General features: G+C 72.1%; 14 protein-coding genes and 2 tRNA genes. 3 read left to right on the forward strand and 13 right to left on the reverse strand.

What is annotated here, in order from left to right:
• Positions 1 to 208: 208 nt before the first annotated feature.
• From ccrA to A6A08_RS12520, 7 genes are all read right to left on the reverse strand, one after another.
• Positions 209 to 1,453, reverse strand: coding sequence for a crotonyl-CoA carboxylase/reductase (gene ccrA, locus A6A08_RS12490; protein ID WP_073702713.1), 1,245 nt, complete (start codon positions 1,451 to 1,453; stop codon positions 209 to 211).
• 390 nt (positions 1,454 to 1,843) lie between these two features.
• Positions 1,844 to 3,649, reverse strand: coding sequence for an ABC transporter substrate-binding protein (locus A6A08_RS12495; protein ID WP_073702714.1), 1,806 nt, complete (start codon positions 3,647 to 3,649; stop codon positions 1,844 to 1,846).
• The gene (locus tag A6A08_RS12500; protein WP_073702715.1) at positions 3,646 to 3,834 is read right to left on the reverse strand and encodes a hypothetical protein; all 189 of its coding nucleotides are present in this window, start codon (positions 3,832 to 3,834) and stop codon (positions 3,646 to 3,648) included. The genes A6A08_RS12495 and A6A08_RS12500 overlap by 4 nt, the downstream gene beginning before the upstream one ends.
• Positions 3,835 to 3,837: 3 nt before the next feature.
• Positions 3,838 to 4,884 carry an ABC transporter ATP-binding protein gene (locus A6A08_RS12505; protein WP_083609083.1) on the reverse strand — a complete coding sequence of 349 codons (1,047 nt, stop codon included), beginning with the start codon at positions 4,882 to 4,884 and terminating at the stop codon, positions 3,838 to 3,840.
• The gene (locus A6A08_RS12510) at positions 4,877 to 5,935 is read right to left on the reverse strand and encodes an ABC transporter ATP-binding protein (protein WP_073702717.1); all 1,059 of its coding nucleotides are present in this window, start codon (positions 5,933 to 5,935) and stop codon (positions 4,877 to 4,879) included. The genes A6A08_RS12505 and A6A08_RS12510 overlap by 8 nt, the downstream gene beginning before the upstream one ends.
• Positions 5,936 to 5,940: 5 nt before the next feature.
• Positions 5,941 to 6,819, reverse strand: a complete 879-nt coding sequence (locus A6A08_RS12515) for an ABC transporter permease (protein ID WP_073702718.1) — start codon at positions 6,817 to 6,819, stop codon at positions 5,941 to 5,943.
• Positions 6,820 to 6,886: 67 nt separating this feature from the next.
• Complete coding sequence (locus A6A08_RS12520) at positions 6,887 to 7,978, reverse strand: ABC transporter permease (protein ID WP_073702719.1); 1,092 nt, start codon at positions 7,976 to 7,978, stop codon at positions 6,887 to 6,889.
• A 325-nt stretch (positions 7,979 to 8,303) separates the two neighbouring features.
• On the opposite strand from A6A08_RS12520, the gene A6A08_RS12525 reads away from it, so the two are divergent.
• Positions 8,304 to 9,908, forward strand: a complete 1,605-nt coding sequence (locus tag A6A08_RS12525) for an alpha/beta fold hydrolase (RefSeq protein WP_073702720.1) — start codon at positions 8,304 to 8,306, stop codon at positions 9,906 to 9,908.
• 70 nt (positions 9,909 to 9,978) lie between these two features.
• Here the strand turns inward: A6A08_RS12525 and A6A08_RS12530 are convergent, their stop codons facing one another.
• The 5 genes from A6A08_RS12530 to A6A08_RS12550 form a co-directional block, all read right to left on the reverse strand.
• Positions 9,979 to 10,572, reverse strand: coding sequence for a septum formation family protein (locus A6A08_RS12530; RefSeq protein ID WP_073702721.1), 594 nt, complete (start codon positions 10,570 to 10,572; stop codon positions 9,979 to 9,981).
• A gap of 469 nt (positions 10,573 to 11,041) precedes the next feature.
• Positions 11,042 to 11,115, reverse strand: a tRNA-Lys gene (locus A6A08_RS12535).
• A gap of 204 nt (positions 11,116 to 11,319) precedes the next feature.
• Positions 11,320 to 11,393: transfer RNA gene (locus A6A08_RS12540), tRNA-Lys, on the reverse strand.
• A gap of 158 nt (positions 11,394 to 11,551) precedes the next feature.
• Positions 11,552 to 11,737, reverse strand: coding sequence for a hypothetical protein (locus A6A08_RS12545; protein ID WP_073702722.1), 186 nt, complete (start codon positions 11,735 to 11,737; stop codon positions 11,552 to 11,554).
• A gap of 260 nt (positions 11,738 to 11,997) precedes the next feature.
• A complete protein-coding gene (locus A6A08_RS12550; RefSeq protein WP_073702723.1) occupies positions 11,998 to 13,944 on the reverse strand; it encodes an AfsR/SARP family transcriptional regulator in 1,947 nt (648 codons plus the stop codon).
• Between the two features lie 201 nt (positions 13,945 to 14,145).
• Between A6A08_RS12550 and A6A08_RS12555 the strand changes: the two genes are divergently transcribed.
• Together A6A08_RS12555 and A6A08_RS12560 are read left to right on the forward strand one after the other, a co-directional pair.
• Complete coding sequence (locus A6A08_RS12555; protein WP_073702724.1) at positions 14,146 to 15,132, forward strand: MurR/RpiR family transcriptional regulator; 987 nt, start codon at positions 14,146 to 14,148, stop codon at positions 15,130 to 15,132.
• An 86-nt stretch (positions 15,133 to 15,218) separates the two neighbouring features.
• Positions 15,219 to 16,244 carry an N-acetylmuramic acid 6-phosphate etherase gene (locus tag A6A08_RS12560; protein WP_073702725.1) on the forward strand — a complete coding sequence of 342 codons (1,026 nt, stop codon included), beginning with the start codon at positions 15,219 to 15,221 and terminating at the stop codon, positions 16,242 to 16,244.
• A gap of 297 nt (positions 16,245 to 16,541) precedes the next feature.
• Here the strand turns inward: A6A08_RS12560 and A6A08_RS12565 are convergent, their stop codons facing one another.
• Positions 16,542 to 18,110, reverse strand: coding sequence for a DUF885 family protein (locus A6A08_RS12565; protein WP_073702726.1), 1,569 nt, complete (start codon positions 18,108 to 18,110; stop codon positions 16,542 to 16,544).
• Positions 18,111 to 18,200 lie beyond the last annotated feature (90 nt).

Genomic DNA, 18,200 nt, shown 5'->3' on the forward strand with positions numbered 1-18,200 from the left:
CCACCGAGAACCGTCGTTCGGTTCGTCAGACTAACAAAGGACGGCGGACTTGGCAGACGAATCGGGGAAGCAGCGGAAAAGCACCCGGGCAGACCCTCCTGACGTGCGCGAACACCCTGGAGGGAGTGCCCTGACACCGGTTGCTTTTGTGAGATTTATGGAGTCATGTCTGTTTACGGTCTGGTGTCAGCAACCTGCGCCGCCAGCCCTACGGACCGAACCCGGTCTGCCCGGCACGTGCGTTGACCAGCGCGGACATGTTTCCCGGGGGTTGTGCGTTGTCCCGAATCATCTGGTGTGCCTCTCCGATCTCATCGAATTCCACGATTCTTGTCACACACGGGTCGAGCAGGCCGCCCCCGACGAGGTCGATCACCCTCCGGCACTGCGCCGGGGAGGCGAAGTGCGATCCCTGCAGGCGCTTGAGGCGCATCCACAGGAACCGCAGGTCCACGTCGGCCTGGAAGCCCGAGGTCGCCCCGCAGATGACCACCATCCCCGCGCTGTCGCACAGGTAGAGCGAGGTGGGCAGGGTGTCGGCTCCGGTGTGCTCGAAGACGATCCGGGGCGCGCGCCGCTCCCCCAACTCCTCCCAGAAGCGCTTGCCGAAGGCCCGGACGCCGCGCGTCCAGGCCGCGTAGGCCTGCGTGTCCTGCTCGTCGGGGACACGGCCCCAGTGGTCGAAGTCGGTGCGCAGGATCGTGCCGACCGCGCCCAGCTCGCGGCACGTCCGCGCCTTGGCCTCGGTGGAGACCACCGCGACCGGTCTGCCGCCCACCTGGCGCGCCAACTGGATGGCCGAGGTGCCCAGGCCGCCGGCCCCGCCCCAGACCAGCACGGGGTCGCCCGGGCGGACCACGTTGGGCTCCCAGCCGAAGAGCTGGCGGTAGGAGGTGGCCGCGCTGACCAGGAAGCCGCCCGCCACGTCCCAGGGCAGGTTCTCGGGTTTGGGGTGGCACTGGAAGTCCCGTACGAGGGCGAACTGGCCGAAGGAGCCGAAGTTGCTCTCGTAGCCCCACACCCGCATGCTCCGCGAGGCGATGGGATCGCGGCCCAGCCGGATGTCCTCGTCGCTCTCGTCCCACTGGCCGGGGGAGATGATGACGTGGTCGCCGACCTCGACGCCGCGCACCCCCTCCCCCACCGCCCAGACCACGCCGGAGCCGTCGGACCCGCCGATGTGGTAGTCCTCGGCGGCCCCGGCCTTCTCGCGCATGGCGATGACGTCGACCGGGTGGCCCATGGCCGCCCAGACGTTGTTGTAGTTGATGCCCGCGGCCATCGTGTAGACGAGGACGTGTCCGGGCCGGAGCCCGGGCACCGGGACGACCTCGTGGGCGAAGGCGTCGCGGGGTTCGCCGTAGCGCTCCCGCCGGAGGGTGAAGGCGTGCATGCGGGCGGGCACGTGGCCCCGAGGGGGTGTCTCTCCGAGGTCGTACAGGTCCTTGTGCATGAGGGGCGGTTCCTCTCGGCTGCCGGGCGGGGAAGGGAACTGGGGGCGCCGCGGGGAGAAGTCCTTTGGTCGCCAGCTCTGAGCTGGGAATTCGGCGCATTCTCCGGACTTTTCCCTTGGGCACAGACATCCGGCCGCACCACCGGGGCGGCGCTGACCAGCAGTTTCGGCACCACCGGGGCGGAGTCGGGAGTCCCGGGGAATCGATTCCGGCGATGACGGGCAGCGCTCCACCGCCACCCGTCACGCGGCAGAAAGTACCTTCCCACCCTCCGCTCTGACATAAACGACCATTTCCCGACAAAAAGAAAATTCGCGCACGAAGAAGGGGCGGAACCGTCCGGTCCCGCCCCCGTGTCCCGGCGGCCCGGGAGCCGGGCCGCCTCCGTCCTACTGCCCGGCCGGCTTCAGCTCGCCCTGGACCAGTGCCAGCATGATGTGGTTGTCCATGTAGATCTGGTTCTCGTCGGCGGGGTGCTCCTCGGGGAAGGACTCCACCCGGACGCCCTCCAGAGCCGGTGCCAGGTACTTGTACGTCCAGATCGGGATACGCGGCAGCAGCTCGTTGAAGACGATCGCCATCGTCTTCAGGGCCTTGGTCTGCTCCTCCTCGCTCTCCGCCGTCTTGGCGGTCTCGACGAGCTCGGCCAGGTCCACCTCGCCCTGGCTGGGGCTCTCCACCCGCAGGTCGAAGGACTGGCCCGGGGAGTCGCCGGTGCCCGCGTTCTCCACGAGGTAGTTCATCTGGAAGGCGCCCCAGTAGCTGGGGATCTCCGGGTTGCCCCAGTGGCGTACGGCCACCTCGAAGTCACCGGCCGCCCAGATGCCCCACGGGTTGTCCGCGGGCACGTTGCGGGCGGTGGTCTTGATGCCGAAGCCGTTCCAGGCCTCCTCGACCTGGGTGGCGGTCAGCTCGAAGTCGCCCCAGCCCGCGACGCCGATGATCTCGTAACCGGCCTCCTCCCCCTCCGGGGTGTGCCAGATCCCGTCCTCCTTGGTCCAGCCCGCCTCCTCCAGCAGCTCGGCGGCCCGGTCCAGGTCCTGGTCGTAGGTCTCGAACCCCGCGAGCTCGTCGGCGGTGAAGATCTGCTCGGCCTGGAGGTCGACCAGCCCGGCGTAGTAGTCGACCCGGCTGTAGGCCTCGCCGCGCGCCACCTGGCCGATCTGGTCGCTGTCGAGGATGTGCTTGAGCGCCTTGCGCACCCGCACGTCCTTCAGCTCGGGCTTGGCCGCGTAGTTGAACATCAGCCCGCAGCCGTCGTAGCCCGGGTGCTCGATCCAGCGGAACCCCTCCACGCCCCGGAAGGCCTGCTGGTCGGCGGCGGAGGTGGCCAGGGTCGAGTAGTCGACCTCGCCCTGCTGGACCAGCAGGGAGGCCTGGCGGTTGTCGCCCTTGTGGATGACCACCTCGTCGAAGCCGACCTGGGCGCCCTGGTAGCCGGTCTCGTCGCGCACCAGCGTGATCCGGGCGTCGGACATCTGGGCCCGGTCGAACTTGTAGGGGCCGCTGGTGATGATCTCCTCGGGCTTGAACTCGATGAACTCGGCGTTGAACTCGGTGTGCTCGTCGTCGCCCTGGCGGACCCCGTCGGCCACCATGGCGATCGCGCGCTCCCCGAAGTCCCCGTAGGTGGACTTGGAGAAGATGCGGTGCTTGACGACCTGGATCTCGATACCCGGGAACGGGTTGTCGAAGCGCGCGCGGACACTGAGGTCGTCCAGCTGCTCCAGCTCGGTGACCTGGGGGAAGCCCACCGACCACGCGGGCGCCTCCAGGACCCGGATGGCGTAGTTCTGGTGCAGGTCCTCCGCCGTCAGGTCGGTGCCGTCGCTCCACTTCAGGCCCGGGCGCAGGGTCACGATGAGGTCGTCGCCCTCCCAGACGCTGTTCTCCAGGAGCAGGTAGTCCCACTCGTGGGTCTCCCAGTTGTAGAACGCGCCGGAGGGCAGGAAGAGGTCGGCGTAGACGGAGTTCATCAGCAGCGCCCCGTCCTCCACGGCCACGTTGCGCGTCTGGGCGTCCAGGTCGAAGTCGAAGACGCCGGTGAACCGGCGGGTGTCGTCGGAGCCCGTGTCGCCGCCCGCGCAGGACGACAGCAGGCCGGCCCCGGCCGCGCCCGCCGCGCCGAAGCCGACCGCTCGGAGCAGGCGCCGGCGGCTCAGGTCGCTGGTCAGGGGGTTGGGGGTGGAGGTCATTGACGCTTCCTTTCCAGTAGGACGGCGAGCAGACCGAGGGAGAGCACGACCAGGCCGATCACGACGGTGAGGGCGCTGATGACGGACTCGGCTGTGCCGGGGGGCGTGAGGAATGCGGTGAGGGCACTGGTCAGGGTGAGGAAGGCTCCGGCGATGAGCCCGAAGCGGCCGACGACGAGGAGCACCCCTCACCCCCCGCCGACGACGTGGCAGGCGAGCAGCCGGCCGTGGCCGGGCTCCAGCGGGGGCCGGACGGTGTCGCAGTCACCCTGTTCGTAGAGCGGGCAGCGCGGGTGGAAGTCGCACCCGGGCGGCAGGTCGGTCAGGTCGGGGATGTCGGCGCCGCGCAGCCGGAAGCGGTCCCGGTTCCGGGCGAGGTCGGGGTCGGGTTCGCACACCGCGGAGACGAGCGCGCGGGTGTAGGGGTGCCGGGGGTCGTTGACCACGCGCGGGGTGGGCCCCTGCTCGACGACCCTGCCCAGGTACATGACGGCGATCTCGCCGTCCCAGGCGAAGTACTTGGCCACGGCCAGGTCGTGGGTGATGAACAGGAAGCCGACGCCGAGTTCGTCGCGCAGCCCGCCGAGGGTGTTGAGCAGGCTGACCCGGATGGACACGTCCAGCATCGAGGTGGACTCGTCGGCGATGATCACCTCGGGCCGCATCGCCAGGGCCCGGGCGACGGCGACGCGCTGGCGCTGCCCGCCGGACATCTGGTGCGGGTACCTGTCGAGGTAGTCCCCGGCCGGGGTGAGGTCGACCCGCTCCAGCAGTTCGGCGGTGGCGCGCCGGGCCTCGCTGCGGTCCCCGACCAGCCTGTGGCGGCGCAGCCCGGCCGAGACGGTCGAGTAGACGGTGCGCACGGGGTTGAGGGAGGCGTAGGGGTCCTGGTGGATGTACTGGACCGAGCGGCGGAAGCGTGCGCGCTCGCTCCTGTCCATCGCGGCGACGTCCCTGCCCCGGAAGGACACCGAGCCGCGGGTGGGGGCGGCCAGCCCCGCGGCCACGCGGGCGCTGGTGGTCTTGCCGCAGCCGGACTCCCCCACCAGGCACAGCACCCGGCCGGGGCGCACGTCCAGGTCGATCCCGGCGACGGCGGGCACGTCGCCGCGCGGGGTGGGGAACACCTGGTGCACGCCCCGGAGGCTGAGCACGGCGTCCCCGGCGTCCTGGCCGGGTGCGTGGGGGGTTTGGGGAGCGGTCCGGGGGTCGGCTGGGACGGTCCGGTCAATCACGGGTGACCCCCTCGGCGAAGAGTTCGTGGGAACGCAGGCATGCGGCGGCGTGGCTCATGCCCCCGGTGCGGGTCCTGAGCACGTCGAGCGTCGGCCGGGTGGAGGCGCACCGCTCGGCGGCGTGCGCGCAGCGCGGCGCGAAGGAGCATCCGGGGGGCAGGGCGTCGATGCCGGGCGGGCCTCCGGGCAGGGACTCGGGGATCCTCAGGTCGCCCGTGACCGGGGGCACCGAGTTGATCAGCGCCGAGGTGTAGGGGTGCCGGGCGCGGTGGAAGATGTCGCGGGTGGTGCCGGTCTCGACCATCCGGCCCGCGTACATGGTGCCGACCCGGTCGGCGAGTTCGGCGGCCAGTCCCAGGTCGTGGGTGATGAAGACCATCGCGAAGCGCAGTTCCTCGCGCAGTTCGGCCAGGCGCTCGACGATGGAGCGCTGGGTGAGGATGTCCAGCGCGGTGGTGGGCTCGTCCAGGATGAGCAGCTGCGGCTCCAGGGCCAGGGCGAGCGCGATGAGGGTGCGCTGGCGCATGCCGCCGGAGAGTTCGTGCGGGAAGCTGTCCAGTACACGGGCGGGGTCGAGCCGGACCGCCCGGAGCAGCTCGGCGGAGTGTTCGAGGATCCGCGCGCGCGGGCGGCGGCGGCCGTCGTGGGCGCGGAAGGTGTCCAGGAAGTGGTCGCGCACCCTGAGCACGGGGTTGAAGGCGTTCATGGCGCCCTGGAAGACCATGGCGGCCTCGTTCCAGCGGAAGCGGCGCAGGTCCTCGCGGGCGAGGGCGCGCACGTCGGCGAGGCGGCCGTCCTTGCGGCGGAAGAGGATCTCCCCGGCGGAGACGACGCCGTTGCGCGGCAGCAGCCGGAGCAGGCCGAGGCCCAGGGTCGTCTTGCCGCAGCCGGACTCCCCCACCAGGGCCATGGACTGTCCGGGGTAGAGGTCGAAGGAGACGTCGCGGACCGCGGTGACCTGGCTCCTGCGGCCGGTGCGGTAGCCGACGTCGACGCCGCGCACGGAGAGCAGGGCCCCCTCGGCGGGCGGTGCGGCGGGCTGGTCGGTCACGTGGCTCACCTGTCCCGGAGTCGTGGGTTGAGGGCCTGCTCCAGGGACCGGGTCATGGTGACCAGGCCGATCTGGAAGAGCATGATCATCACCATCGGGGCGACGAGGAAGGGCGCGGCCCGGGGCAGCAGGAAGGCGTTGTTGTCCCAGGCCTGCTGGATCATCAGGCCCCAGTTGTCGGCGGTGCTGGGCAGCAGGCCGAGCAGGTACATGCCGACCACCGCGTAGATCGCGTTGGTGACGGCGATGATGAAGTTGACGAAGATGTAGCCCGCCATGTTGGGCAGCACCTCGACGAAGAGGATGCGCGCGGTACCCAGGTCCTGGAGGCGGGCGGCCTCGACGAACTCGCGTTCCTTGAGGGTGAGCACCTGGGCGCGGATGGAGCGCATGAGGTAGGGCCAGGTGACCAGGCCGATGATGAGCGAGACCGTCAGCGGCGAGGCGGTGCGGTAGAACGACGCGATGACCAGCATCAGCACGATGAAGGGGATGGTCATCGTGATGTCGGTGAGCTGGAGCAGGAAGTGGTCGACGCGCCCGCGGACGTACCCGGCGACGCCGCCGAGGACGACGGCGATGGCCACGGTGATCAGGGCCGCGACGAAGCCGACCCAGATGGGCTCGCGTCCGCCCAGCACGAGCTGGACGAAGGTGTCCTTGCCCTCGTGGTTGGTGCCGAGCCAGTGGTCGGCGCTGACCGGTCCCCAGATGCTGGTGACGTCCGTGGGGTTGTGGGTGTCGACGAACAGCGGCCCGACGAAGGAGAAGGCCAGGACTCCGAGGACGAGGCACAGGCCGACGAACCCGCTCGTGCTGCGGGTGACGCCCTGCCAGATGGCTCCCCAGACCCCGGCTGCGGGGGCGGTGGTGGTGGCTGTCATGTGAGGGGCTCCTCGGGGTGCGTTCCGCGGGCGCCGCCCGGCGGGGCCGGTGTCCGCGGAACGGGGCCTAGTTCCGGATGCGCGGGTCGAGGCGGCTGTAGAGCAGGTCGGCGGCGAGGTTGGCGATCACCACGCAGGAGGTGATGATCACGAGCAGTCCCTGCAGGAGCGGGTAGTCGCGGTAGTTGACCGCGTCCAGGAGCAGTCCGCCGACACCCTTGTAGACCAGGACCTGTTCGACGAAGATCGCGCCGCCGACGAGGGTGCCGAAGGAGATCGCGATCTGGGCGACCAGGGGCAGGACCGCGTTGCGCCCGACGTAGGAGAGGGCGATGCGGCGGTCGTACAGGCCCCGGGCGTGCGCGACGGTGACGTAGTCCTCGCTGAGCACCTCGGTGGTGGAGGCCTTCATGATGAGCATCCACGTGCCGATGATGGCGAGCACGTAGGTGAGGATCGGCAGGGCCGCGTGGTAGAGGGCGTCGCCGACGAACTCCGCCGTGAGGCCGGGGGCGACGCCCGGGCTGATCGTGCCGCGCAGGCCGATGGGGTCGAACCACTCCAGGTACATGCCGCCGCCCACGACCAGGACCATCGCGATGAGGTAGTTGGGGACGGCGCCCAGGACCGAGGCGAGGACGCTGAGCACGTGGTCCAGGAGGCGGTTGCGCCGGTAGGCCATCACCATGCCCAGTGCCAGGCCGAGGACGATGGCGATGACGGTGCCGACGCCGATGCTGAACAGCGTCCAGGGCAGGTAGGCGCCGATGGCCTCCATGACGCTCTGACCCGGCCGGTTGATGGTCATGCCCATGTCGAGGGTGACCAGGCCGACGAGGAAGTCCCACCACTGCTGGTACAGGGGGGCGTCGGGGTCGTAGGCCAGCGAGCCCGCCGCGATGGCGCGGGCCTCCTCGATCGTCATGCCGCCCTGCGTGAGGCGTCCGGCCATCACGTCGATCGGGTCGCCCGGCATGGCCCGGCCGAGGAAGAAGGTCACGTTGGCGACGACGAACACCACGACGACGGCCTTGCGGACCTTGACGAGTGCGTGGTGGCGCCAGATCCGCCGAGGGAGGGGGTCGCGGGCGTCGGCGCGGGCCGACGGGGCGTTCCCGGCTTCCTGCGGCGGTGGGGAGGCCGCGATTTCTGTGGCCACGGGGCTCCTTCGGGAGGTACGTCTGGGGGAACCACGTTTCTATTAGGAAAGTTTCCTAATAGAAGAGCACGGTAGCCCGTCCCGTGTGGCCCACGCCACCTCCGTGACCAAACGGCGTCCTGCGCGCGACAGGATCGGCATCACAAAAAGAACAAAAATCGATAAACCGTCACATAAAGATGTCCGACGGTTGGCCGCATCCGGCCACTCACGCACACATATGACTTTTGTTGGTGTTGCGCACGTACGGGTGGTTCGTACGTTTGCTTCCCCGATGCACACGACCCCGTTCCCCCGAACGGGCCGAGATCGCGGAGGCACCCCCGTGCGCGGAACACGCGCGAACACCATGACCGCAGGCGTCCTCGTGACCGTCCTGGCCGCGTCCCTCGCGGCGGCCGCCCCGGCCGCCGCCGACCCCCTGGACTCCCCCGCCGACGACTCCGCGCTCGCCGAGTTCCACGACCAGGAACTCGCGTGGGCGCCCTGTACCGAGGAGGTGCTCCAGGGACTGGAGTGCACCGACGTCGAGGTCCCGCTCGACTACTCCGACCCCGATGGTGAACGCATCACCGTGGCCGTCAGCCGTGCCCGCGCGAGCGACCCCGACCGGCGGCGCGGCATCCTGCTCACCAACCCCGGAGGGCCGGGCGGACCCGGCCGCGTCCTCGGCGGCTACTACGAGGGCACCCGGGTGGGCGGGGTGTACGACGTCATCGGCATGGACCCGCGCGGCACCGGCGCCTCCTCCCCCCGGATGGACTGCGGGAACGACCCCGTGCCGGTCTACCCGCGCCCGACCGACGCCGAGATCTCCGAGGCGACGCGGGAGGCGATCCGCTACCAGCGCGAGTGCCAGCGGGCCCAGGGCGGCCTTCGCCCGCACATGACCACGGCCAACACCGCCCGGGACATGGACGTCATCCGGGCCGCTCTGGGCGAGGAGAAGACCAACTACCTGGGCTACTCCTACGGCACCTATCTGGGCGCGGTGTACGGGAGCCTGTTCCCCGAGCGCCTGGACCGCAGCGTCCTGGACTCGCCGGTGCACCCCGACGGCGTCTGGCGGGAGATGTTCCTCATGCAGGCCCCGGCCTACAGCGCGAACATGGACCGGTACACCGCGTGGGCCGCGCGGCACGACGACGTCCTCGGGTTCGGCTCGACGCAGGAGGAGGTCCACGCGACCTTCGACGCGACCTCCGCGCGGCTGCGGGAGGAACCGCGCGACGACCTCCCCGGCCCGGCCTACGACAGCCACGCCTTCGACTTCGAGGTCGGTCAGATCTCCCGGTACCAGCAGTTCTGGGACCTGAACTCGGACTATCTCGGCTACCTCGTCCGCGGCGAGCCCTTCCCCACGGCGCTCGTGTCCGAGCTGGAGGCCCTCGCCGAGGAGGAAGAGGAGGACGTCACCCTCACGAACCTGGACCTGCAGACGGCCGTCCTGTGTGAGGCCGAGTGGCCGGGACGGGTCAGCAGGTACCACGCGGACGCGCGCGAGTACCGGGAGGAGCACCCGTACGGGGTCGGCGCCTACTGGTCCGTTCCCCATCCGTGCACCTTCAACACCCTCGACCGCCCCGAGCCCCCGGTGGAGCTGGAACGCGACGGCTACCCCGAGCCGCTGCTCATCGCCGGCGAGTTCGACGCCAACACCCCCTACGAGGCCGGGGTGGCCATGGCCAAGAGGCTGGAGGGCCCGCTGGTCACCGTCGCGGGCGACGGCGGACACGGGTTCTACCTGCCGGGGGGACTGGAGTGCGTGGCCGACCCGGTGGAGGCCTACCTGGTCGACGGCGTGGTCCCCGAGGACCTCACCTGCCAGGGTCTGCCCCCGGCGGAGATGGGCACGGAGCCGGCGGCGGAGCCGGACGCCGAGCAGCTGGCGCCGCTGAGGGAGGAGCCCGTCCTCGGCCCGGTCGCCTGACCCCGTGAACACAGGCGGCCCGCACCACCGGAGAACCGGTCGGTGCGGGCCGCCCCCGTGGGCGAGGGGTCTAGAGACCGGAGCCCGCCAGCGTGCCGGTGGTCTGGCCCGCCGGGTCGTAGACCAGGCAGAGGACCTCGCGGTCGCCCTGCACGTTCCAGCCCTCCTCGGTCGGGAACCAGGGGGTGGACCGGAGGTCGGAGGTCTCGGGGGCGGTACCGACGAAGCCCTCGAACGCGGCGTGGCACACGTCACCGGCCATCGAGGAGACCAGGTCGAAGCCCGGGTAGGCGCCGCTCTCCTGGAGGTCCTCCGAGTGGTAGATCTCGTAGTCGTGCGGCTCCGAGCAGTCGATCTTGGGAGCCTCCGAGAACGCGCCCTCGTCCGTGACCTCGTTGGTGCAGTCGCCGACGAAGAGCGAGAAGACGTCGGTGTCCTCGGGGCCGGACGGCTCGGTGGTCTCGGTCTCCACGGGCTCGGTGGTCTCAGTGGTCTCGGTCGGCGACGCGGTGTCCACGGGTTCCGGCGAGAGCGTCTCCCCGTCGTCGGTGAAGGCGGGGGGCAGCAGGGGCAGGCCGCAGGCCGTGGCCGCCAGGGTGGCTCCGGCGGCCAGGGTCCCGAGCATGACGCGGCCGAGCAGTGGACGGCGCGTTTCGGACAACATGGAGACTCCACTGGGTCGTTGAGGTACTCGCGCCGCCTCGGGGGACAAGGCCGGCGACACCTGTTCCAGATGCACGGGACGCGGGGAAGGTTCCATCCCGGGCCCGGACGGATCAGGTCTTCCTGTGCGCTCCGGGCGCGACGCGTCGCGCGTCACCGCAGGTGTCGGGCACGGGGGACAGGGAGACGAAGGCGGGTCAGGGCCTGTCGTCGGGCCGGAGGTACCGGGGTCAGCGGTTGGTGCCCTCGAGGGTTGCCGGTGACCGGCTCGCCGCTCCCGCCGGGCTCGACGGTACTGACGTGGCGGAGGATCTCGCGGTCGTTCGTCTCGGCCCGGGTCTGCGGGTCGGAAGAAGCCGGGCGCCAGGGCTGGGAACGGGGCGGGACAAAGGCCCCCAGGGGTCTTCGGAAGGATCCGTCCGGACGGCGCGAGGGCCCCGGTCGGAATCGACCGGGGCCCTCGCCTCGTGTGCGTCATCAGGGACTCGAACCCCGGACCCGCTGATTAAGAGTCAGCTGCTCTGACCAACTGAGCTAATGACGCCTGTTGTTCACCGCCCGGCTGCTCGCCCGCGGCAACGGTGTTCACTCTACCCGAACCGCGGAGTCCCCGATGCCGGAAAGCACCCGGTGTGGGGCCGATGTGGGGCACGCCACCTGGACGTCTCCCCACGACGGGAGGGGGCGGTGGAGCGGACACGAAGAAGGCCCCGGGGAGAACGGTGTCCTCACCCGGGGCCCTGTGCTGTGCGCCATCAGGGACTCGAACCCCGGACCCGCTGATTAAGAGTCAGCTGCTCTGACCAACTGAGCTAATGGCGCCTGCCGCTCACCGGCGCCGGCCCCGTGGGCCGCGCCTTGGCGACGTCGTTAACTCTAGCAGGACCACGAGGTGGTCGCGAACCGTTTCGGGACCGGACGAGGAACCGGTCCCGTGCCGCACGTCCTCTCCCCGGGGAGAAGGACTCCCGGGAGGAGGGTCAGGCGAAGGCCAGGACCAGCGCGATGATCACGGCGATGACCAGGACCACGCCGACGGCGGCGAGCAGGATCGGCAGGATCGGGCGGCGCGCGGGCTCCTCGGGCTCCGGGTTCTCGTCGACGAAACGACGGAAGTGCTGGGTGTTCCCCGCGGGGTCCATGTTGGGATCGTTGTTCTGTGTCATGGGGTTGACACTAGCGACTCGTGTGGGTGATGAGCACCCCCGTAGGCAGATCCGACCGATTTCATGACCTTGGGGTGATGATGCGCGGGCGCCCGTACCTGTGAGGATCCGCATGCTCCGTACGCGGAGGTGTTCGCAAGCCCGCACGAGAGCCCCTGGAATCCTCCCCCACCGGCACCGCGCGAAGCGGCGGCTTGGAGGGCACGTGCGACGGACGGGACGGAGCCCCGGCTGCCCGTCCACGGACATGCCACCACTCCTCACCCAGGTGAAAGCCGAACGTAAGACCCCTGTCCGACACTCGTCTCGGGAGGGTGGGATCCGGCCGGTACTTCCCCGCGGCCGTGTCGGCCCTCCTCGGGCCCGGCACGCAGCACGGCGGCCATCCGGGCCGTGGGAGTGACCCCGCGTGCCGGGTCCACCCCCTCCAGGAGACGCACCAGCTCGGCCGCGGACCGGTGCGGGTGGGTGTCGAGCCAGACCGCCGCCATCCGCAGCGGCAGTGGCAGGAACCCCGCCTGTCGGGCGAGGCGGCGCAGCACCGGCTCCGTGCAACGGCCCGGGCCCGCGTGCGCGCGCAGCAGCTCCACCGCGGCGTCCGGGGTCAGCGGCCCCACCGGCACGGCCCGCAGGCCGTCGCGCACCAGCAGCTCGGTCAGCCAGTACCGGCTGGTGACCACCGCCGCGCAGCCGGTCCCACCGGGCAGCAGGGGGCGCACCTGGCGGGAGGAGGAGGCGTTGTCCAGGACGAGCAGGACGCGCCGGTGCGCCAGAAGTGTGCGCGTCCGCGCCGCCGCCTCCTCGACGTCCATGGTGGGGGCGTCGCGTGCGCCGGAGGCCAGGGAGCGCACCAGGCGGCGCAGCACCTCGGCGGGGGCGCGCGGTGTGCCGTCGCCGCCGCGCAGGTCGACGTAGAGCTGCCCGTCGGGAAAGTGCGGAGCGGCGGCGTGCGCCCAGCTCAGGGCGAGGGCGCTGGCGCCCGCGCCGGCGGGTCCGCGCACCAGGACGCCTCCGGGTGCGGCGCCGCGCGGATCGACCAGCCGGTCCAGCTCGGCCACGGCCTCCTCGCGCCCCACCAGGGCGGCGGGCGCGGCGGGCAGTTCGGCCGGGGAGAGCGCGGCGGGTGTCCGCACGGGTGCGTGGACCCGTCCGGAAGCCCTGGGGGCCGGGAGGGGCGCGTCGGCCTCGCCGCTTCGCCGCTGTCCGCCCTCCTCCGTACCCGTGCCCGGGGCCGGGGTGTCCGGGGTGGAGGTGCCCGGGACTGGGGTGGCCTCGCGGCCCTCCCCGGCGAAGGCGTCCGGAACGAAGGCGCTCGCACCGGCTCCCCACACGGAGGCGTTCGCACCGCGTACCTCCGCCGGGGTCCGCTGGCGCGGGACGCGGGCGCGGTCGGGGTCGAGGTCTCCGCGCAGGATGCCGTGGAAGGTCTCCTGGAGCTCGCGCCCCGGGTCCGCTCCGAGGCGTTCGGCCAGGATGTCGCGGGTGCGGGCGTACACGCGCAGCGCGTCGCTGGAGCGGCCGCTGCGGTAGAGGGCGACCATCTGGACGCGGATGAGGGGTTCGCGCTCGGGGTGGGCGGTGGCGATGGGGCCGATCCGGTCGGCCACCCGCTCGTGCTCGCCGTGGGCCAGGGCCGCGCCGAATCCCTCCTCGGCGGCCCGGAGGAGTTCCTCGTTCAGCGGCGCGACGTCGCGCTCGTGCAGGACGGGGCTGACGACGTCGGCCAGGACCGGTCCCCGCCACAGCTCCAAGGCGCGGACGAACAGCTCGGCGCGGGCACCCGTGTCCCCCCGGGAGGCGGCGTCGGCGGCTCGGCGGACCAGGGAGCGAAACCGCAGCAGGTCGGACTGCTCCTCGGTGAGGTCGACCCTGTAGCCGCCGTCCCCGCCCGTGATCAGGGGGGTGCCGCAGTGGTGGTCCAGGAGGGCGCGGACGCGGGCCACATGGACCTGCAGGGCGCTGCGCGCGGCCGGGGAGGGCGGGGTCCCCCAGACGCGTTCGATGAGGTGGGCGGTGGTGACGGTGCGCCCGGAGTTGAGCAGCAGGGAGGCGAGCATCGCGCGGCGCTTGTCCCCGCGCAGGCGCAGCGGGACGCCGTCCACCTCGGCACCGAACTGTCCGAGCAACCGGACGCGGAGCCCGCGGGCGGTGTGTCCGGCCCCGGCGGTCGCGTCGCGCCGCCGCTTTGCCGGGTCGCTCAGCGGCACGGCACCATCCCCCCTGCGAGGCGGACGCGTGTGATGCGGGTGAACCACGGCGCCTCCTGGGTCCAGAGTGCCCCCTGAGCAGGGATATCGCAATCGGGCTCAGGTACTTGCCGCTGCGGCCTTCCCTTGGAATCCTGGATTCTCCCGATTTCTCCCCCTGCCTCGTTGACTCTGCACCACGACCGAAAGAAACTTTCCTCCATGGCGGAAATCCCGAAGGACTCGGACGGCCGACCGGAGACCCGGGACGTCTCCGCGCCACCCGTTCCCACGACCGTCCTACGCATACGGTCGCTCCTGCCCTCCCTCGCGCCCGCCGAACGGCGGGTCGCCCAGCACGTCGTCGACGATCCCGAACGGGCCGCCGCCTCCTCCATCACCCAGCTCGCCAAGGACTGCGCCACCTCCGAGGCCACGGTGATCCGGTTCTGCCGCACCATCGACTTCGGCGGCTACCGGGAGCTGCGCCTGGCGTTGGCCACCGAGGCCGGCCAGGCACGCGGCGCCCGTGCCGTTTCGCCGGAGCTGTCCAGCGACATCAACCCCGACGACACCCTCGTCACGGTGGTCCAGAAGATCGCCTACACCGACGCGCGCGCGGTGGAGGAGACCGGCGCCTCCCTGGACGTGGAGGTGCTGCGCACGGTCATCGACACGATGGCGGGCGCCCGGCGCATCGACGTGTACGGGGTGGGCGCGAGCGCGTTCGTCGGCGCCGACCTCCAGCAGAAGCTGCACCGGATCGGGTTGACCTCGTTCGCGTGGTCGGACGCGCACGTGATGCTCACCAGCGCGGCGCTGCTGGACGAGCGCGACGTGGCCATCGGCATCTCCCACAGCGGCACCACCATAGACACCGTGCAGGCGCTGACCGAGGCAGGGCGGCGCGGCGCGCGGACCGTGGCCATCACGAACTTCCCCCGCTCGGCGATCGGGTTCGCCGACCACGTGCTGACCACCGCGGCGCGCGAGACCACGTTCCGGTCGGGGGCCACGGCGAGCAGGCTGGCACAGCTGACCGTGGTGGACTGCCTGTTCGTGGGTCTGGCGCAGAGCCGCTACACCGACAGCCGCACCGCGCTGGAGACCACCTTCGAGGCGGTGCGGGGGCTGCGGATCAACGACGACCGCAGACGCCGCAGGGGCGAGGGCCCCGGCGGCAGGAGCACGGACGGAAACGACGGCTGACCCGGTACGCGTCGGCCCCGTCGCCCGGATCCGCCCGACCGCGGGTCCGGACGCGTCCGACGGATGGGCGGAAAGGAACGGCACGGGTGCGGATCGAACAGGAGAGCGCTGTGCACGACAGCCGGAGGGACACCCCGCCGGACGGCGGCGACGCCCCGGAGGAGGACCGCGCTCCGGGGGAGGTCGCCGCCCCGGAGGAGGACGGCGGGGCCGTGATCGTGCGCGCGCCCACCGAGGCCCGCAACTCCGGTACCCACGACATCGACCTGCTTCCGGCGCTGGACGTGCTGCGCCAGATCAACGCCGAGGACGTGACGGTCCCCGCGGCGGTGGGAGCGGCCCTGCCGGAGCTGGCGCGGGCCGTGGAGCTGGGGGTGGCCGCCCTGGAGGCGGGGGCGGCCATCCACTACTTCGGCGCGGGCACGTCGGGGCGGATCGCCGCCCAGGACGCCGCCGAACTGCCGCCGACCTACGGTGTTCCCGCCGACTGGGTGGTGGCCCACCACGCGGGCGGCGGTGAGGCGCTGGCGCGGGCCGTGGAGGGGATCGAGGACGACTGGGAGGCGGGGCGCGCCGACGCGGCCGGGATCGCTCCGGGCTCACTGGCGGTGGGGCTGGCCGCCAGTGGCCGGACCCCGTACGTGGGCGGTGCCCTGGAGGCCGCCCGGGAGCGCTCGGCGTCGACGGTGCTGATCAGCGCGAACCCGCGGGCGCCGCTGGCGGGGGGCGTGGACGTCCACGTGGGCATGTCCACGGGTGCCGAGGTGATCGCCGGATCCACCCGGATGAAGGCGGGCACCGCGCAGAAGCTGGCGCTGAACGCGTTCTCCACCGCGGTGATGGTGCGGATGGGGCGCACGTACTCGAACCTGATGGTGGGGGTGGACGCCACCAACCGCAAGCTGCGCGGCCGCGTGGTGACCATCCTGACGCAGGCCACGGGCATGGACGAGCGGCTGTGCGCGGAGGCGCTGAACGCGGCCGGGGGCGACACCCGGGCGGCGCTGGTGTCGCTGCTGGCCGGGGTGGACGCGACCACGGCCTCGCGTGCGCTGGGTACGGCGCGGGGCCGGGTACGCGCCGCGCTCGCCGAGCTGGGCGTGGCGGAATAGGGGGTCCGGCCGCGCCGGAGTGAAGTCCGGGCCGGCCCGGAGCGGGGCCGGGGCGTCCTGGAGCCGCGCCGGGGCAGGGACCCGGCACCCTGGAACAGGCGAAGGCGGGTCCTCCACAGGCGCGAAGAGCACCTGGCACGGTGTGTGGAGTGCGGCGTAGGCTCGGCCCGGGGGCGCCGCACGCCGCCGTTGGCGGAGCTCGGCACCCCCGTATTCGAGTCTCCCGTGCCGCCCGCCCGCGCCGCCACCGCCGGCGCATGGCTGTGGACGGCCCCGGGCGGCCCCGGCCCGCCCGGATCAGCCGTTGTCGAGCACGGCGTCGATGAGTCCCAGCGGCGGGGAGCCCAGGTCGAGCAGCGCCCGGTGGAATCGGGCGAGGGTGAAACCGTCCCCCCAGCGCTCACGCGCCTGTTCCCTCAGCCGCAGGATCTCCAGCTTTCCCCAGGTGTAACGGCCGTAGGTGGGGTCGAAGGTGGCGCGGCGCGCCTCCGACAGGGCCGCGGGCCCCTGCAGCGGTGTGTCCTCGGCGAAGCGGGCGGCCGCCTCCTCCACGGTCATGGTGCCGCTGTGCACCCCGATGGCCACGGACAGGCGGGTGACCCGGATGAGCGCCTCCACCCACACGCCGATCTCGTAGTGGTCGGCGGTCCACGCGGCGTCGCCCAGGCGTTCGGCGGCGTAGGCTCCGAAGCCCTCCTCCGCGCACATCTCCTCCACGTAGTGCGCCCAGCCCTCGGCGAAGGTCATGGAGTGCAGCGCACGGCGCACCGGCCCGGGCGCCCGGCGCAGGGCGCGGCCGTGGGAGAAGTGGCCCGGGGCGACCTCGTGCACGCTCACGGCGGGCAGGGTTGTGTGGCTGAACATCTCCAGCCACTCGTCGGCCTCCTCCTTGGTCCAGGAGGCGTCGGGCGGGGTGATGAAGTAGAACGAGGGCGTGTCGGCCTCCCACGGGCCGGACCACGCCATCATCGCGGTGGCCCAGCGCTGGGAGGGCGGGGAGACGTCCACGCGGCACTCGCCGTCGCCGTGGGGCACCAGGTCGCGTTCGGCGGTGAACTCCAGCGCCAGTTCCGTCCAGCGGCGGGCGGCGTCCAGGACGCCGTCGGTGTCGGGGTGCCGGCGGGTGAGCTCGCGGACGAACTCCATGGGGCCGCGGCCGGGGGCGAGGCGTCCGGCGGCCTCGGCGAGGCGGGTCCGCAGGCGGTCGCGTTCGGCGTCGGCGCGCGCGGCCAGGTCGGCGAGGTCCACCTCGACGGCCTCGCCGCTGCCCATCAGGCGGCCGAGCGCCTCGGCGCCGAGCCCGGCGCTCCCGGGTCCCTCCTGCGCGGCCCGCTCCATGTGGGAGACCAGCCGGGCGTGCGCGGCGAGGGCGGCCTCGCGGACGTCGGCGGGCAGGTCGTCGGGAAGTCCGTCGGCGACTCCCCGGACGGCGCCGAGGAGGGCCTCGGCGACGGGCGCGGGCACGCGGTCCAGCGCCTCGATCGCGTTGTCGACCACGCGCGGCCACTCGGCCAGGTGGGCGATGCGTGCGGCGTCGCGATCGGCCTGCGGGGCGTACTCGCGGTCGTAGCCGGAGAGGTCGAGTTCGTTCAGGTGGTAGAGGGGGTTGGCGCGGTGGAGCCGGAGCTCGCCCAGCTCGTAGCGGAGCGCGTTCTCGAAGGCGGCCAGGTGGGCCTCGTCGTGAGGGTCGTCGAGGGGGTCGCCGCCGAGGCGGGACAGCGCGTCCCGGACCCCGTCCGGCGACATGTCGGCGACCTTCCCGTCGTACTCGTGCATACCGGAGCCCTCGCGCATGTTCCCCGGCATGAGGTCGGCGAGGGCTCTGAGCCGTGCGGGCAGGTCGTCGTGCTGTGACTGGAAAGGCATGCGGCGACTCTAACCGCGCCGCGCGCCGGGAGGACAGCCGGTTTCGCGGACACGGGATTCCACGGTGGGCGAAGGGCTCCGGGGGACGGT

Source organism: Nocardiopsis sp. TSRI0078, from assembly GCF_001905145.1.
In the GTDB taxonomy this organism is placed as follows: domain Bacteria; phylum Actinomycetota; class Actinomycetes; order Streptosporangiales; family Streptosporangiaceae; genus Nocardiopsis.

What these genes read in the sequence shown, in the direction of transcription:
- ccrA (WP_073702713.1), bottom strand. Translation starts at nt 1,453, where the DNA reads ATGCACAAGGACCTGTACGACCTCGGAGAGACACCCCCTCGGGGCCAC.
- A6A08_RS12495 (WP_073702714.1), bottom strand. Translation starts at nt 3,649, where the DNA reads ATGACCTCCACCCCCAACCCCCTGACCAGCGACCTGAGCCGCCGGCGC.
- A6A08_RS12515 (WP_073702718.1), bottom strand. Translation starts at nt 6,819, where the DNA reads ATGACAGCCACCACCACCGCCCCCGCAGCCGGGGTCTGGGGAGCCATC.
- A6A08_RS12530 (WP_073702721.1), bottom strand. Translation starts at nt 10,572, where the DNA reads ATGTTGTCCGAAACGCGCCGTCCACTGCTCGGCCGCGTCATGCTCGGG.
- A6A08_RS12545 (WP_073702722.1), bottom strand. Translation starts at nt 11,737, where the DNA reads ATGACACAGAACAACGATCCCAACATGGACCCCGCGGGGAACACCCAG.
- A6A08_RS12555 (WP_073702724.1), top strand. Translation starts at nt 14,146, where the DNA reads ATGGCGGAAATCCCGAAGGACTCGGACGGCCGACCGGAGACCCGGGAC.
- A6A08_RS12565 (WP_073702726.1), bottom strand. Translation starts at nt 18,110, where the DNA reads ATGCCTTTCCAGTCACAGCACGACGACCTGCCCGCACGGCTCAGAGCC.